The 18085-nt window shown below is 29.0% G+C and carries 13 protein-coding genes; 9 read left to right on the top strand and 4 right to left on the bottom strand.

Annotated features, from left to right (window positions below; genetic code table 11):
- The first annotated feature begins 303 nt into the window (after positions 1 to 303).
- Positions 304 to 873 (top strand): LemA family protein, encoded by a 570-nt coding sequence (locus OXH55_RS10290; RefSeq protein ID WP_268049853.1) that lies wholly within the window; start codon positions 304 to 306, stop codon positions 871 to 873.
- Positions 874 to 926: 53 nt separating this feature from the next.
- Complete coding sequence (locus OXH55_RS10285) at positions 927 to 1718, top strand: TPM domain-containing protein (protein WP_268049852.1); 792 nt, start codon at positions 927 to 929, stop codon at positions 1716 to 1718.
- Positions 1719 to 1885: 167 nt separating this feature from the next.
- On the opposite strand, the gene OXH55_RS10280 is transcribed toward OXH55_RS10285, so the two are convergent.
- Entirely contained in the window at positions 1886 to 2953 is a 1068-nt protein-coding gene (locus OXH55_RS10280; protein WP_268049851.1) for an amidase domain-containing protein, read from the bottom strand.
- Between the two features lie 246 nt (positions 2954 to 3199).
- Between OXH55_RS10280 and OXH55_RS10275 the strand changes: the two genes are divergently transcribed.
- The 3 genes from OXH55_RS10275 (at position 3200) to OXH55_RS10265 (ending at position 8124) form a co-directional block, all read left to right on the top strand.
- Positions 3200 to 4480, top strand: coding sequence for a LysM peptidoglycan-binding domain-containing protein (locus OXH55_RS10275; protein WP_268049850.1), 1281 nt, complete (start codon positions 3200 to 3202; stop codon positions 4478 to 4480).
- Positions 4481 to 4854: 374 nt separating this feature from the next.
- Positions 4855 to 5910 (top strand): HD-GYP domain-containing protein, encoded by a 1056-nt coding sequence (locus tag OXH55_RS10270; protein ID WP_268049849.1) that lies wholly within the window; start codon positions 4855 to 4857, stop codon positions 5908 to 5910.
- Positions 5911 to 6108: 198 nt separating this feature from the next.
- Complete coding sequence (locus tag OXH55_RS10265; RefSeq protein ID WP_268049848.1) at positions 6109 to 8124, top strand: glycoside hydrolase family protein; 2016 nt, start codon at positions 6109 to 6111, stop codon at positions 8122 to 8124.
- A gap of 119 nt (positions 8125 to 8243) precedes the next feature.
- Here OXH55_RS10265 and OXH55_RS10260 read toward each other — a convergent pair whose 3' ends face one another.
- On the bottom strand, positions 8244 to 10232 hold the full coding sequence (locus OXH55_RS10260) for a fructose-1,6-bisphosphatase (protein WP_268049847.1): 1989 nt from the start codon (positions 10230 to 10232) through the stop codon (positions 8244 to 8246).
- Between the two features lie 463 nt (positions 10233 to 10695).
- Here OXH55_RS10260 and OXH55_RS10255 point away from each other — a divergent pair, with 463 nt between their 5' ends.
- From OXH55_RS10255 to OXH55_RS10240, 4 genes are all read left to right on the top strand, one after another.
- On the top strand, positions 10696 to 11859 hold the full coding sequence (locus OXH55_RS10255; RefSeq protein WP_268049846.1) for an aminotransferase class I/II-fold pyridoxal phosphate-dependent enzyme: 1164 nt from the start codon (positions 10696 to 10698) through the stop codon (positions 11857 to 11859).
- A gap of 139 nt (positions 11860 to 11998) precedes the next feature.
- Positions 11999 to 12991 carry a lipoate--protein ligase gene (locus OXH55_RS10250; protein ID WP_268049845.1) on the top strand — a complete coding sequence of 331 codons (993 nt, stop codon included), beginning with the start codon at positions 11999 to 12001 and terminating at the stop codon, positions 12989 to 12991.
- 175 nt (positions 12992 to 13166) lie between these two features.
- The gene (locus tag OXH55_RS10245) at positions 13167 to 13847 is read left to right on the top strand and encodes a response regulator transcription factor (RefSeq protein ID WP_268049844.1); all 681 of its coding nucleotides are present in this window, start codon (positions 13167 to 13169) and stop codon (positions 13845 to 13847) included.
- Positions 13844 to 15349 carry a sensor histidine kinase gene (locus OXH55_RS10240; protein ID WP_268049843.1) on the top strand — a complete coding sequence of 502 codons (1506 nt, stop codon included), beginning with the start codon at positions 13844 to 13846 and terminating at the stop codon, positions 15347 to 15349. Before OXH55_RS10245 ends, OXH55_RS10240 begins: the two co-directional genes overlap by 4 nt.
- A 205-nt stretch (positions 15350 to 15554) precedes the next feature.
- Here the strand turns inward: OXH55_RS10240 and OXH55_RS10235 are convergent, their stop codons facing one another.
- Together OXH55_RS10235 and OXH55_RS10230 are read right to left on the bottom strand one after the other, a co-directional pair.
- Positions 15555 to 16490 carry a transposase gene (locus OXH55_RS10235; RefSeq protein ID WP_268049842.1) on the bottom strand — a complete coding sequence of 312 codons (936 nt, stop codon included), beginning with the start codon at positions 16488 to 16490 and terminating at the stop codon, positions 15555 to 15557.
- A gap of 255 nt (positions 16491 to 16745) precedes the next feature.
- A complete protein-coding gene (locus tag OXH55_RS10230) occupies positions 16746 to 17981 on the bottom strand; it encodes a S1C family serine protease (protein ID WP_268049841.1) in 1236 nt (411 codons plus the stop codon).
- Positions 17982 to 18085: the final 104 nt, after the last annotated feature.

Raw genomic sequence — 18085 nt, 5'->3', positions numbered from 1 at the left:
AACCTTAAGTATCCTAAAAAAGTATATATTGTGTAAAAGGCATTTGAACAAACTTTAGAAAGTCTTATTTATTTTCGTGATATATGCGTAAAGAAAGACATATGTTTGAGCAATAGCGAGTTTATGTTTTTCAGCATATATCTAAGAAAATAAATTAGACTTTCTTAGTGAAGTGAAACGTCTTTATAGCAATATATACCTTTGTTCTTGAAACAGTTTAATCAATAAATTTAAAGTAAGTGTATTAATTGGGCAGTGCTGATAATAATATTATTATGAATGTAATTTGTTGGAGGTAAGAAAATGAATAAAACACTTAAAACAGTACTGATAGTTATTGCTGTGATATTGGTAATAACAGTACCTATAATAGGAAGCTACAATACAATGGTTAGCTTAGATCAAAAGGTTAAAAGAGCAGAATCTAATATAGACACTCAGTTACAAAGAAGAAGTGATTTGATTCCTAACCTTGTAAGTACCGTTAAAGGATATGCAGCACAAGAAAAAGAGATATTTACTGACATTGCAAATGCTAGAGCAAAGCTTGGTGGAGCTCAGACAGTTAGTGAAAAAGCTAATGCAGACAGTGAACTATCTTCAGCTTTATCTAGATTACTAGTAGTGGTAGAAAGATATCCAGATTTGAAATCTAGTGCAAATTTTAAAGATTTAACAGTGGCTCTGGAAGGAACTGAAAATAGAATTAATATATCAAGGCAGGATTATAACAAAATGGTTGATACTTACAATACTACAATCAGAAAGTTTCCTAATTCAATAATTGCAGGTATTTTTAGATTTGAATCTAAAGATTATTATAAAGCTGCAGAAGGAGCTAAAGATGTACCAAAAGTTGATTTTACTAAATAATTCATTTGGTACTCTGATAATCTGGCAACCTTAAAAAAGAAGGGGGCTAAAAAATGAAAAATTTAAAAGAGAAATTTAGTAACTTTTTAATTGCTATATTTGTACTACTTACATTATTAATTCCCTTTCAGAAAATAGAGGCTGAAACAGTATATCCAGCACCTACAAGTTTAAAGTATGTCAATGATTATGTTGGAATATTAGATAATGAAGCAAAAGAATATATAGTATCGGTGGGAAAAGAACTAGAAGATAAAACAGGCGCACAAGCTGTTATTGTTGTTGTAAATTCATTAGAAGGAAATGAAATTAGAGACTATGGAATTAAGCTTTTTAGAAAATGGGGAATAGGGCAAAAAGACAAAGATAATGGTTTGTTAATTTTGATGGCTATGGAGGAAAGATCATGGTCAGTAGAAGTAGGGAGAGGACTTGAAGGTGCGATACCCGATATTTTAACTAATAGAGTTATGCAGGATGTTGCTGTACCTGCATTTAAGAAAAATAACTTTGGAGTGGGACTAAAGAATGCCTATTCTGTTTTTGTAGATAATATAGCTAAGGAATATGGAGTAACATTAGAAAAAAATAACCAAATAGATTTAAATTATGGAAAAGCAAGAAATACACAAGGAAATTCTATTCCTATTTATATAATAATGGGATTGGTTTTCTTAGATGTAATATTTAATAGAGGAAGAATTATAAGATTTATTCTTGAAATGTTATTTTGGAATTCCTTCTTTGGTGGAGGACGCGGCGGCAGAGGCGGTGGTTCAGGAGGCGGCTTCGGTGGCTTCGGAGGAGGAGACAGCGGCGGCGGTGGTTCCTCTGGAGGATGGTGAATAAGAAAAGAGAATAAAAAGAAGCATAAAAAAGAGCAAGAATATAGAAAATCTCTATGTTCTTACTTTTTTTAGTTGAATTTAGGTTTTGTGTTAGTAAAACTTACTTTATTGGTTACTGGTATATGGGTACTGGTTACTAGAATAATATTGCTTTGCAACATTATTTAATAGTGTACATGAACTAACCAAAATTTAATTTTCCTATTACTCCAGCCAAGGTCCCAAGGAACTCTATATCTATCAGTGTTATGACAATTTACTAAAGAATATCCTTTTGAATCTGCTCCAGTTACCGTAGAGATATGAACAACCTTACCATTCTTTTCATAGGCAACAAAATCTCCCGGTTTAAGTTTATAAGCTGCTTTGTATACTTTCTCATAGGTGCCTCGAGCTATTAAAGAGGCTCTACCATTATTTATCATAAAATCTTTGAAGGCATTGGCATTTAACCAAGCTTTACTGCCACCTCCTCCATCAAAATTCCATGTAGAGGTTTTTTTGAATTTTCCGCCTTCAAATAATATTTGAGAAGCAAAATTAGCACAATCGCCACCAAGTGGATTATAGTCACCATATTTTTTATTATATTTAAAGCCGAATTCTTCATCGCTGGCTATACCACAGTATTTATCAGCATATGCCACAGCAGAACTTCTTCTTTTACTTAGATTTGAAAAATCTCTATAAGGTTGAGATAAAATATATTTTTTAATGCTATCAGCTTTTATATTTTCTAAATTTAGAGAGTCAGCAAAGGGATCTGTATACCATTCTTTGGTTATTTGCCAAATACCATCTTTATTAGCTAATTTTACAGAGTGAGCTGTACCTATTCTAAACATATTTACTTTATTTCCATCACCTAACTCTTCATTTTCATATACATACTTGTATTCTGTAGAGCAGATAAGATTTACAGAATAATAATTATTAGAGCCTTTAATACTTCTTATCACTACCATAGGAACGATATCTACAAATTTTACGCCTTGTTTTTCAGACCAATTAATCAAATACTTCATTTTTTTTATTTCATGATTATAGGCCCAAGTTCCATATTTAGTATTTTTGTCATATATGTAGTCTATTGCTTCTAAATCTTGCATAAGAATGGCTTTATTTCTAATTTGAAATAGTTCTGTTACCTCATTAGCTATTTTTTCTTTATCTGAAGCATCTACTAAAAATTTTGTATTTGTTGGATGAGAAAAGTAATATAAAAATATCATAGATATTATAGCTAGAATACTTAAAAATATTAAAATTAATTTAGATTTTTTTATTACAATAAATATAAATAACACCTCACATCTAACATTTGTATATAGGAAATATATGTACAAAGTTGTGGAGATATTAATATCTTTGAATAAATTTTATAAATAATTATACTTTTTAGCTTTCAACTGTTATAAGAGTGTCTTATTTATATTAATTTGCATATAGTAAATTAGTATAGATAAGAGGTGATATGTTTGATTATTCATGTAGTAAGGCCAGGAGAAAGTTTATATTCTATATCACGTATATATGGACTTTCACCTAATAAAATAGCAAAGGATAATGAATTAAAATATCCTCGTCATCTAGTAATAGGACAAAGTCTTGTAATAATAGAGGGAGAACGAAAGCATACTGCAGCTACTGGTGAATCAATTTACAAAATAGCTAGTAATTATGGTTTAAGTATAAGAGATATATTAGAAGCTAATCCTGAGATAACAAATCCTTCTGCAATTTCTGCAGGACAAATCATAATCATTCCAGAAAGAACAAAAAAATTTGGAACCATAGAAGTAAATGGATATTCATTTCCTGAAATTGATATGAAAACCCTCAGAAAAACTCTTCCTAATTTAACTTATCTAAGTATATTTAGTTATCAAGTAATGAAAGACGGAAATTTAAAGAGTATTGATGATATACCTTTAATAGAAGCTGCAAGAGAGTTTAATGTTGCACCGATTATGGTAATTACCAATATAGAAGAAGGAAAAGGCTTTAATAGTGACATAGCTAAAGCAATACTTACAAATGATACTGCACAAGAAAATTTATTGAATAATGTAATTCAAACTCTTAAGGCTAAAAATTATTTTGGACTGGATATAGATTTTGAGTATATATATCCTGAAAACAGAGAAGATTACAATAATTTTTTAAGAAAGACTGTGAAAAGACTTAATGACTTAGGATATTCAGTAACTACTGCTTTGGCACCTAAGACCTCACAAGATCAGAAAGGTATATTATATGAAGCTCATGATTATCCTGTTCATGGAGCTTTGGCAGAACATGTTATACTAATGACATATGAATGGGGATATACTTTTAGTCCACCAATGGCGGTTGCCCCATTAAATGAAGTTGTAAAAGTACTTAACTATGCTATAAGTGCTATACCTAGAGAAAAAATATTTATGGGTATACCTAATTATGGATATGATTGGTCATTACCTTATGTAAAGGGAACAATGGCAAGGACAGTATCAAATACTGAGGCTGTGGATTTGGCATTCAAAGAAGGTGCAATCATACAATATGACTGGAAAGCTCAAGCACCATTTTTTGAGTACTACGATATGAATGGAAAGCAGCATGAGGTATGGTTTGAAGATGCACGGAGCATAAAAGCTAAGCTGGAAACGGCTAACAAATATAAACTTGGAGGAATAAGTTATTGGACGATAACAAAATATTTCCCACAAAATTGGTTAATTTTGAACTCTTTGTATGATGTAAAAAAAATTATTTAATTATTAGTCACAAATACCCGGTCAAAATAGTTATTTTTTACGTATATATTAATAAGTTCAATAAAATAAGTTTTTAGCTACTAGTATAAATAGGATTCTATATAGTTGAAAATGAAGAATGAATAGCTGAGAGTAAAAGGTGCTTTGCTATTGCAAAGCTAAAATATATTAAATTTACTAAAGCAAAGTATCTTTTATTATCAATTGGTACTAGTAACTGAGTGTTGTCACTAGTAATTGGAGTGTATTACATAAAATTACAATGCAAAAACACTATACTTATGTGATTCATATACGATAATATAATTATATTAATTTAAATTTGAAATTATATATTATTTAAATTTTAATAAAAACAAGAAGTAGGTGTGCGTATGAGATATGTTCCAGCAAATTGTTTGCGTGAAGGAATGAAATTGGCAAGAAATGTATATTCTAAAAGTGGCATAGTTTTACTTGCTAAAGATGTTGTATTAACAAAAAAGTATATTGAGGATATACATAAGCTTGTAATCAATGGAGTATATATAGAGGATAGTTTATCTGAAAATATAAAAATTGAAAATGTAATATCAGAAGAACTTAGAGTTGGTGCAGTTAAAACCATAAAGGACATTTATAATAATCCAAGCAGTATAGTTAAGAGTTTAGATTTAGTAGAAATTATGGCTAAAAACATGATGGATCAAATATTAGCAAATAAAAGCATAATGATAAATATGATTGATATAAAGTCCTTTGATGACTTCTTATACAGCCATTCAGTTAATGTGGGAGTTTTATCTGCTGTAATAGGAATAGCATTAAATTTAGATGAGGTAAAGTTAGAAAAATTAATAACTTCAGCCATGCTACATGATATTGGAAAGGTATTTATACCTAGAGCAATTCTTAATAGACAAGAAAATTTAACAGATAAAGAAAAAGAAATCATGAACTCTCATGCAGAGAAAGGATATAGATATATAAAGAAGTATTACAATATTCCAGTAACATCTTATGTAGGAATATTACAGCATCATGAACGCTATGATGGAAAAGGATATCCAGATGGTAAAAAAGGTGAAAATATATCTCTTTTTGGAAGAATAATTTGTCTTTGTGATGCTTATGATAACTTGATTTCTGAGATGCCAAATAAAAAAGCATATCTTCCATCAGACGCTATTGAATATATTATGGCTTATAATGGAAGTATATTTGATCCTAAACTAGTTAAATTATTTTTAAGAAAAGTAGCTCCTTATCCTTTAGGAACAATAGTAAAGCTGAGTACCGGAAAAAAGGCGATTGTAATGGAAAATAATGAGGAATGCTCAACACGTCCAGTAGTAAAGATTTTAGAAAATGGTGAAGTATATGATCTGACAGGAGATTGGAATTTAAGAAATATTACTATTATAGGAGTAGAAAAAGACGAAGAAGTTTAGAAATTTATTTAATATAATTAGTAGTGAATGAGAATTTTCTTTAAGGAAAATTCTCATTTTTTTTATAAAAAATAGAAAAAATAATATAATTCGTCATAAATTAATATAAAGAGATAGATTTTTTTCAGAGTAATGGTTTATAATAGAGAAGAATGTAAATTAACGCTTTGAATTATTATGCATCTAGAGGGGGAAAAAATGATTAGAATAATATACAAAAAATTGGTTGGAATTTTAATGTTAAGTTTAATGTTAATAAGTTTTGGTGGACAAGCTGTTACTGCAAAGACTAATGATGTTAAAGTAGTAGATAAAAATAAAGTGTGGAGTATCAATTTTAGCAAAAAAGTAAAATTAGATGAGAATACAAGGAATCAAATTAGTGTAGTTGATAAAAATGGATATAAGGTTAATATTAGTTTACAACTTAGTAAGGATGGTAAAGCTATTTTGGTAAAGCCACCAATAAAACAATATACTGAGGGAGAAATTTATACATTAAAGATTGCAAAAGATATACAGTCTTCTAAAAATAATAAGATGAAAAAAAGTAAAGAAATAAAATTTGCTATAAAAAAAGTAGATAGATATGAAGATGCTGTAAAAATAAAAGAAGGAAGTAGTATAACTTCAGAAGAGGGAAAAGAATATTTTTATGATAAAGTAAACAAACTTACAGATGCAGATGGCAGGGAAGTAGTTTATACAAATTGGAAAGCGTCAGTATATACCTTAAATAAATTTAATTCTAATAAAATATATATAGAAAGTACTAAAAATGCAGAAGAATTACACCTTCAAACAAAGCTTAATGGCTGGTTTGGAGTATACATAGGTTATGTTACAGGTACAGAAGAGATTAAAGTAAAGGGTGCAGGTAAAGAAGAAAACATTAAGGTATTTGATGATAAAAATGGAATAGAATATGTCAAGGGCGTAGAGTATCTTAATGAAGCTTTTGCCTTTGCAGCAGATTTTAAGGATGAGACAATTTCTATTGAAGGTGTAGAAGGAAAAAAAGGGAGAATCGCATATATAAGATTAGTTGGATTAACAGATGACCAAATTAAATTATACAATAGCTATAATGAATATAGAAGATATAGTAGGGTAGTTTATGATAACGATGGATTTTCAGATTTCTTCTGGGGAAAGTGTCCAAGTGTTGATGAATTAAAAAATGTAGCTGTAGATTCTTTAAAGGGAGCAAGAACTGGTGAAGTTAATTATGAAATAGGAACTACAGGATTCCTTAATTATAATAGTGCTTATGCAGGAAAAGCTTTTGAAGGTTCTCATAAATATGATTCATATACCAGAGATGGAGATAAATTAGCAAGAAAACAAATTCTTAATATATTAGATACAGGAAAATCACCTCTAGAAATTGTTGCAGAGAGAGGAAAAGAAAAAGGAATAAGAGTAAGTGCTTCTATGCGTATGAATTCATTTTATAGTGATATCGCTACAAAATTTTTAAATGGGAAGATGTATGATCAATATAAGAATTGTACTCAGGAAGACAGTTATGTACTAAGCTATTTTTACCCAAGATATAGAAATTATATAATGAATGTACTTAAGGAAGTTTCAAGAGTTGATAATGTTGAAGCTATAACGCTTGATTTTTGTAGATATCCAACAGTTATGGGAAAAGAAGCTTCACAACAACAAAAGATTAGAATTATGAATGAGTTTTTAAGAAGAGTTAGAAAGGAAATTCCTAATAAAAAAATATCTGTAAGAGTACCTTGGCTTAATACTCTTTCATATGGTCTTGATGTGGAAACTTGGGCTAAAGAAGGGCTTATTGATAGATTAATTCCTTCATCTATAGGATACGAGGACTTTTATGATATAGATAAGTTTGCAGATATGGTAAAAGGAACAAAGGTTGAATTATATATTGGAGTTTCAGCTAATCTTAAAGGAAAAGATTTAACGCCAGAAACTGAAGAGTTAATTAAACAAGGAATTTACGTACCTAAAAATGAATATCTGACTGCAGAAGATTATCTGGCAAGAGCTTATGAGGCTTACGAAGCAGGAGCAGATGGAATTTTCTTATTTAATACTCTTACGGATATTGATTTTACAAAAGAGTATTCTCCAAAGTTTAAACTATTAGGGGACAAGGCTAAAGTAAAAAAATGGTATGAATTTGAATATCCTTCATACTTAATTCATGATAAAGTTAATATTATGAAGGCGTAAGGAAAGCTGTAGTTGAGAGTTTAGAGATAAAAGTGAAGATGTTTTTGTTGAGGCAAAATTATATTTAAGTTAAAAGAACGAGGTATAGTATAGAGAAAATCTATATTATACCTCGTTCTTTATTTATTTTCTTTAATAAGTCCTTTACGGTATGCTACAAGCAGCATTTCCAAATCTTTAATTTGTTTTTTTAGTTCTGCACCAATATCAGTATCTTCCACTCTTTTTCTAGCTACAACATGTTCTAATATGATTGTTGAGGATAAAATATCCTTTTCTTCTTCTATCGCCTTTCTAATAGATTCGAAAGGTTCATGAGATGTTAGAAGAAGACCATAAGAATTGTATATTAAAGTATATCCAGCTATTCCGGTCTGTGGTTGATAAGCTCGACAGAAACCTCCATCTATTACAAGAAGTCTACCGTTTGCTTTAATAGGACTTTCTCCTTCTTTAGTTTTGACAGGAATATGTCCATTTATTATATGAGAAGAAGTTGGATCCAAATTAAATTCTTTAAGTATGTTTTTACATAATACTTCGTCATCTCTATATTTATAGTAAGGATTTTTATTTTCTATGTGAGTTTGTTTATCATTTACAAAATATCTTTCAAAAGTTGTCATTCTGTTTTTACCGAATTCAGGAGAATCAGGTCCACACCATAAATACCACATCATATCCATAGCATAAATTTTCTTACTAGAATCATTTTTAAAGAAATAAGCTTCTCTTGCAAGGGTATCATACTTGTCTAGTAAAGATTTGCCTGTATATTTTTTATCACCAATTCTAGCTTCTTTAAAAGTACCATCTTCATTAAGTGGTATGCAGCTGTGATAAAGTAAGTTTGAGTTATATACTAAGTACATACTTCCTTTGCTATACATAAAACGAATATGTCTTTGAAGTTTTTCACTATGAACAAAGGAGCGTTTTAATTTAGCAATTAAACATTTCTCTTGAGGAGTAAGCTTATAAGGATCTTTAGGATCTATAGTAGAAAAATTTTTATCGTTTAATGTGTAAGTTTTCCCATAAATATCAATAGTACCTTTTTCGTAATTGATTTTTTCTAGTAAAAGTCTATCATCCATTGTAAATTCAGGACGTTTTTTTATAATTTGTCCTTCTAATTTAAATTGAATAATAGAGATAGCTTTATGCATTTTTGAAAGCAGTACAAGATCTTTTTTGCTTATCTGTTTATCTAAGGTTTTTGGAGTAAAGCTTTTACATGGATCATTTTCATAAGCTTCCATAGCGAAAGTAGCTAGAGGAAGTAAATTTATTCCGTATCCATCTTCAATAGTATTAAGGTTTGCATATCTTAGAGAAATTCTAAGTACATTGCATATACAAGCCTCAGAACCAGCAGCAGCACCCATCCATAAAATATCATGATTTCCCCATTGAATATCTACACAATGATGCTTCATCAATGCTTCCATTATTATTTCAGCTCCAGGACCTCTGTCATAAATATCACCTATAATGTGAAGTCTATCTACAATAAGTTTTTGAATAACTTTAGCGATAGCAATTATAAAATCTGGAGAACGGTCAAGGTCAATTATTGTGTTAATTATTCCATTGTAATATTCATGCTTGTTTATTTTTCCATCTTGCTCGTGGAGTAATTCTTCAATGATATAAGCAAAATCACTTGGAAGAGCTTTTCTAACTCTTGAACGGGTATATTTTGAAGAAACTACTCTGCACAATTCAATAAGTCTATATAGAGTTATTTTATACCAATCGTCTAAATTATCTTCTGTACGTTTTATTAAATCTAGCTTTTGTTCAGGGTAATAAACTAAAGTGGCTAGATTGGATTTTTCACTTTCTCTCAAGGAATTTCCAAATATGTCATCTATCTTTCGTTTTATAACACCTGAAGCATTTTTCAGCATATGAGTAAAGGATTCATATTCTCCATGAATGTCGCTTATAAAATGCTCAGTACTTTTCGGAAGATTTAAAATTGCTTGTAGGTTAATAATTTCTGTACTTGCACAAGAAACATCAGGATATTGCTTTGCAAGTAATTCTAAATAACGTAAATCATTTTTGATTAATTCTATATTGTTTTCATCACAGAAGGTCATGTGTTTTCCTCCTTTAATATTTATGAATAATGTCTAAGTTAAAATTAATAATAGTATTATATCATATAATAAATAGAAATAGTATATGATATATAGTTTTATGTGATTGTATAATTGCATGAACAGTATAGCTTATTTATCATGTAATATACATACATAATTATTGAAAAAGAGTTTTAAAAATAATGCGAACATATCTAATTTACCATAAATTGGTTATTGATGCAAGAAAAAAAGGGGTCAGGTCACAATTTTTAATTGTGACCTGACCCCTAAGTTACATAATATTTTGAATTGTAAGAGAATAATATGTTGACTGGTTAAATTTTAACAAATATAATAATTTTAACAAATTCAATAAAAACTTAAAGATAAGAAATAATAGTTATTAAATCTATAGGTACAAGTAAAAATATTATTTGATAATTTATTAATTCTGAATTATTTTATAGGGGGGCTAAAGATGAATTTTTCAAGAAAGATGGAGGGGCTAACATCAGCAATATTTTCACAGCTAAGAGATAAAAAAGAAGAATTATTAGCACAGGGGCAAGAGGTTATTGATTTTAGTATTGGTTCACCAGATATTTTACCTGCACCACATATTGTAAAGGCTATAGAAGAGGCAGTGGCTGATCCTTTGAACTATAGATATGCAGTAAATGATTTACCTGAACTAACGGAAATGGTTATAAAGTGGTATGACAGAAGGTATGGTGTAGAATTAAAAAAAGAAGAAATAGTATCTTTGCAAGGTTCTCAGGAGGGACTTGCTCATATTGCATTAACTCTAGTTAATGAAGGAGATACAGTATTAACTCCAGATCCTGGTTATCCAATATTTAATATTGGACCGTTCTTGTCAGGAGCAAAAGTTGAAAGAATACCACTTCTTAAAAAAAATAACTACATAATGGACTTAGATTCAATAAGTTCTGATATAGCTTATAAAACTAAAATGATGATAGTATCTTATCCTAACAACCCAACTACTGCAATTGCACCTATGGAATTTTATGAGAAATTAGTATGGTTTGCTAAAAAATATGATATAGCAGTTATTCATGATAATGCTTATAATGAGCTTGTATTCGATAATATAGAATCTAATAGTTTTTTGAGTATTAAAGGAGCAAAAGAGGTAGGAGTTGAATTTAATTCATTATCAAAAACTTATAGTATACCAGGCATGAGAATTGCTTTTGCCTTAGGAAATAAAAATATAATTCGTCAGCTTAGAAATTTAAAATCTAATATTGATTATGGTGTTTTTCTTCCAGTTCAAAGGGCAGCTATTGCAGCTTTAAGTGGACCTCAAGACTGTGTTGATAGGACTAGAGAAATTTATAAAAATAGAGGTGAGATACTTGTAGAAGGACTTAAAAAAATTGGGTGGGAGATTGATAAATCTAAAGGAACTATGTTTCTTTGGGCTCTTATACCTGATAAATATACTTCATCAATAGATTTTACCTTTGATTTATTAGAGAAAACTGGTGTTATAGTAGTTCCAGGAAGCAGCTTTGGAAATAGGGGAGAAGGATTTGTAAGGTTTGCTTTAGTGCAGTCTGAGGAAAGAATTTTAAAGGCTATAGAAAACATAGATAAAAGTGGCATATTAAAATAGTTTACTTTGAAATAGTGCATTTATTGTGCACTATTTTTTATATATTTATAGAAAGATAAAGATGATATATTTTTAGAATAGTAACAGAGTATTTTTAATAAAATTTATTAAACTTATAGTTTAAGGAGTGACGAAAGGAATGAAGTATATAGAAAATAATTTTTTAGACTCTCATTATAATTTGGCTTTAGAGGAATATGTATTTAAAAAGTTAAATTATGCGGATGAGTATGTAATTCTATGGAGAAATGAACCATCAATTATTGTTGGGAAAAATCAAAATACTATTGAAGAAATTAATTTTCAATATGTAAAAGAACGTAATATAAACGTAGTTAGACGAATAACAGGTGGAGGGGCAGTATATCACGATTTAGGAAATTTAAATTTTACCTTTATTACTAATGCACAAGATATTAGAGAAATAGATTTTAAAAAATATACTATTCCAGTTAGAAACGCTTTAAAAAGTATGGGAATAAATGCAGAACTAACAGGAAGAAATGATATAACCATTGATGGAAAAAAAATTTCAGGAATTTCACAAAGTATTTATAAAAAAAGAGTGCTTAATCATGGGACACTTCTATTTAATTCAGATCTTAATGCGCTTCAGAAAGCATTGAAGGTTAAAAAAGAAAAATTTCAATCAAAAGGTGTAAAATCCGTAAGAGGTAGAGTAACTAATATAAGTAAATATCTGAATAAAAACATAAATATTGAGGTGTTTAGGGAATTAATTTTAAAATATATATTTGAATTTGAAGGAAGTAAAATTGAGAGATGTACTTTTAATAAAGAACAGTTAGAAGCAATAGAGAAACTGGTTAAAGAAAAGTATTCTACGTGGCAGTGGAATTATGGAAAATCTCCTGCTTTTAACTATAAGAATTATAAGCGATTCTCAGGTGGAGGAATTGAAGTAGCTTTAGATATTAAGGATGGAATAATAAAACAGTGTAATATTCATGGAGATTTTTTGGGAACTAAGGATATTAAGAACTTAGAAAAAATGATAGAGGGAATAAGATATAAAAAGGAAGAGATTAAAACAATTTTGTATAAAGTTGATATAAATAGATATTTTGCAAATATATCAAGTGATGAGGTTTTAGCGTGCTTTTTTGATTAAAATAGGGGGTGAAAATTGGGGTCAGGTCACAAAAATTCCTTAGTAGTTACATAATAAAGTTGAAAGGGTGAGGTCACAAAAATTACTGTAAGTGTGCTAAAATAATTATATAGTAAATGGGGTCAGGTTACAATTTTGCAGGGCATAATTTTAGGTGATTTTAGGAGGTGGCATAATGGAACAAGTTATTTTGCTAGTTGAAGATGAACAAAGAATGAGAAAACTTTTAAAGGATTATTTTATTATTAGTGGATACAAAATATTTGAGGCTGAAAATGGTATAAAAGCTTTAGAGACATTTAAAAATAATAAAATAGATTTAGTAATTCTTGATATAATGATGCCTTATATGGATGGGTGGACAGTTTGTAAAAATATAAGAAAAAGTTCTGAGGTGCCAATAATTATTTTAACCGCTAAATCAGAAGAAGATGACAAGCTTTTGGGATATGAACTAGGAGCAGATGATTATGTGACAAAGCCTTTTAGTCCAAAGGTACTAGTGGCTAAGGGAAAAGCATTATTAAAAAGAGTTAATTCGGAAAATAGAACTGAAGATTCAACTATGAATTTTGAGGGATTAGAAATAAATGAATTATATCATGAAATAAAAATAGAGGGTGAGGATGTGATGCTTTCACCTAAGGAATATGACTTACTTTTGTTTTTTGCAAAAAATGAAAGTATAGCATTAAGTAGGGAAAAAATTTTAGATAAGGTATGGGGATATGATTATTATGGAGGTTTAAGAACTGTAGATACTCATGTTAAAAGACTTAGAGAAAAGTTAAAATCTAAGGCTGAACTTATTAAAACTGTCAGAGGAAGTGGGTACAAATTTGAGGTGAAAAAATGAAGAAAAATATTACTCTAAAATTATTTATAGTAACAGCGGTATTCTTTATATCTTTTATAAGTATACAGCTTCTTTTTCAATCTTTATTTTTTCAAAAATTTTATATAAGTAGAAAAACTAATAATCTTAAAACTCAGCTTGAGAAATTTGAAAAAGATTATATAAGGAATATTAGACGGGGAAAAGAAACATTAAGGATTATTCAGGATTTTGAAGAAACTAATAATGCAAAAATAGTTATTTTAGAAAGTAATGGATTGTTAAATTATATAACTGATTTTAAAAATGAGTTAAATGACTCTGCTAAAATTAATGTAATAAAGTCAATAATTAATCAGTGGACATCTAATCCTGATGCTTTTATTGAAATGCAAAAAAAAGATGAGACAATTACTTATAGATTTGATAGCAAGTTTTACAATATAAAAAATATTGTAAGCGTATGTCCAGTACTCGTTAATAATATTCCAGCTAAGGTTATATTTGCATTAACATCACTACAGCCAGTTGATGAAGCTGCCAACGTAATGAAGGAATTTTATATATACATATATATAGCTGCTGTTGGACTAATTTTGATTTTATCTTTTGTATATTCAGGGATGATATCAAAGCCTTTGGTAGATTTGAATAAAACTGCTTCGAAAATGGCTAGATTTGATTTTACAGAAAAATGTTATAGTGATAGAGAGGATGAAATAGGAAACCTTGCACGTACATTAAATTTTTTATCTGAAAATTTACATTCTGCCCTGACTTCACTTACAGCATCCAATAAAAAATTAAAGCAGGATATAGAAAAAGAAAAAGAACTTGAAAAGATGAGAAAGGAATTTGTAGCTTCTGTTTCACATGAGTTAAAAACTCCTATAAGTTTGATTGAGGGTTATGCAGAAGGAATAAAAGATGGAATTGTTCAAGGTGAAGATATGGAATATTATTTGGAGGTAATCATAGATGAGTCTCATAAAATGGGAAGGCTTGTATCAGATATGTTGGAGCTTTCGCGACTGGAATCAGGAAATTTTAAGATTAATATTAAGGAATTTGCTTTAGACAATACAATCTCAGAAATAATAAGAAGACTGAATGGGGTCAGGTCACAAAAAGACGAAGAAAAAGGTGTTAAGATAATAACTAACATTGAAAGTGATTTAGTAGTTTTAGGTGATGAGGTGAGAATTGAAGAGGTTATAACTAACTTTTTAACTAATGCACTTAGGCATACAAAGGATAATAGGAGAATTTTTGTTAGAACAATATTAAGAGAAGATAAGGTATTGATTGAAATAGAAAATGAAGGAAATCAAATACCAGAAGATGAAATTTCAAAGATATGGGATAGATTTTATAAGGTAGATAAATCAAGGAATAGAAGTCTTGGAGGAACTGGACTAGGACTTGCAATAGTTAAAAATATTTTACAACTTCATAAAAGTGAATATGGAGCTGAAAATACTGAGAATGGTGTTAAATTTTATTTTACTTTAGAATTAAGATAGAAGGGTCAGGTTACAAAATTTACATAAATAAATTTTGTAACCTGACCCCATGAATTTTATCTAATAAACAAAGAAAGAGTTAGTGCTTGTCCTTGTAGAAAAAGAAAATGCAATTCAAAATACAAAATTTTAAAAAAATTTGCTTAAGCAGTATAATGATCAGTAAAAGAGAAAGTTTTATAGTTATTCAACATATTTTGATTGCTTAATTACAGTGAATTTTATTATATTTTATAAAATCATCAATAATATTCTTGTATTCTTTATTTATAAGTGTAAGTCCATTTTCACATAGTTTCCATACATTAGATGAAGTTACATTACCTAATATTGAACTTATCTCCTTAAGTGTTAGCCCACATACAGATCTCATAAGGATTACGCACAAAGACTTCATTTTAAAATTTTTATGATTATATTTCATATGTACACAAAAATCTTCTCCAGTATATACGGATACAAAATCTATAATTTGTTTAGGAGTAAATTTATTCACTAAGAGTTTTTTATCTGAGTGATATTTCAAAGGTTCGCTCTGAAATTCTATGTTTTCTTTTATCTCAATATTATGAAATTGATAAACAAAATCTCTGTATTTTTTTCTAGCAATACCTTTATTTTTAGAATGAAAAAATGAAAGTATATAATCAGTATTTAAAATATTTAACTTATCTTTTTTTATTCCCATATATATGCCAAAGCTGCAATATGTATAGTTTTCCATGTTGCTGTTATACCCCTGAACATCTTTAGGGTTATTATGAATATAAGCTGAAATATTCAATTCTGCTAAAGAAATAGGTAAACGACAATCAGCCTTAGCTGGAACGCTTTTGAATCTATCAGCAAAAACATGGCCATGTCTACAATAAGTTTTATTATAATAGATAGCAAAACATTGCTGAATATATTTCATATAAGTACTTATATTTGCTCCGTTAGAATAAATCAATAAGTGAAAATGAGTATCCATTATGCAATAGGAATATAGAACAAAGTTATAAATTTTCTGAGCTTTTTTTACTATGTTTAAAAATACTTTTTTATCCTTGTCATTTTCAAATATAATCGTATCACTGCTGCCTCTATTCATTATATGATTTGTTCCATAAATGTCAGTGTTTCTTAATGATCTTGGCATATTACAAAAATCATCCTTTCTTTAATATTTTGTCATTAATAAATATTTGTTTTATAAAATAAAATTATATTTTGATTATTAACAGAAAAATAATAAATAAACCTAAGAAATAAGAAAAAGGGGGTCAGGTTATAAAGTTTCTAAACTTTATAACCTGACCCCCTTTTGCATAAGCTGCTATATTATAGGGGGAAATGCAGCAGCTTATTTTATATTTAACACAATTTTAGTGAATTTTGCTATTTGATTTATATCTTATTCAGCTAACTTTAAGCTTAAAGCCTTTTTCTTACCATCTCTAATAATTTCTATACTTACAGTATCATTAACATTGTGTTTTTGTTTTAATTCATTAAGTTCTTTTACAGTTTTAACTTTTTTACCATCAAATTTTGTAATTACATCTCCAGGCATTAATCCAGCTTTTTCAGCAGGGCTGAATTCCTCAACTTGTTGCACATAGATTCCCACAGGAATATCATATCGTTTAGAAATTTTTTCATCTATATCTCTTACACCAATACCAATTTTTAAGATAGGCTTTAAAAGACCTTCGATTTCAGGTTTAATCGCATTAATAGGGATAGCAAATCCAATACCTTCCACTTGACTTCCGCCAATTTTAGCACTATTAACTCCAATTACCTGTCCATATGCATTTACAAGAGCACCACCGCTGTTTCCAGGATTTATAGCTGCATCTGTTTGAATATATTTATGCTTTTGCCCATCAATAGCTATTTCTCTATTCACAGCACTTATAACTCCAGAGGTTACAGTACCCAAAAATTCTTTTCCAAGAGGGTTACCAATAGCTATTGCAGCATCACCAACTTGAAGACTATCTGAATCACCAAATTCAGCAACTGCAGGCACTTTTACTTTTTGTGTTAGTTTTATAACAGCTATATCCATTTCAGCGTTGTAGTTAACTAGTTTTGCTGGTATTTCTTTACCTGAATTACCATCATTGAAAATTACATTTATCTGTCTTGCACCAGCTACAACATGGTAGTTGGTAAGTATATATCCATCTTCGTTAAAGATTATTCCAGAACCCATTCCCTCTTGTTGCTCCGGAAAACCAAACCTATCAACTGATTTAATGCTTTTTGTAGAAACACCTACTACTGCTGGACCTACTTGCTTTGCTATATTAGCTACAGAAAGAGGTACTGTATTTGATGATGTTTTACTAATATTATTGTTAATATTATTTTCACTTTGACTAGTTTTTTCCTGTGAAGATGTTTTATTTAGATATTTTATAGTTGCTATTGTTGAAACAGTACCGCCCAGTGAAGCACAAAGTAATCCAACAAGGACATAGGACATAATTCTTTTGCCGAACCCTTTTCTTTTATTATTTTTAGATATTGTTGTAGAATCAGTTTTTATATATTCATTTTGTATTGAGTTAGTTTCAATAATTTCTCCCTCAATAAATTTTCTTTCCTTGTTAAAATCATCATTGTTGTTAAACATACTCATATAGATTACCTCCTAAAGTATTTATGAATTAGTAAATAATTGTTATAGAATAATGCAATCAGTAGCTTTTTAATAGTTTAGCCTACATGACTTATAATTATATA

The organism is Clostridium ganghwense (assembly GCF_026735165.1).
GTDB lineage: Bacteria > Bacillota > Clostridia > Clostridiales > Clostridiaceae > Clostridium_H > Clostridium_H ganghwense.
The sequence above is the reverse complement of the archived record's forward strand: the minus strand, read 5'-3'. Positions and strand labels throughout refer to the sequence as shown.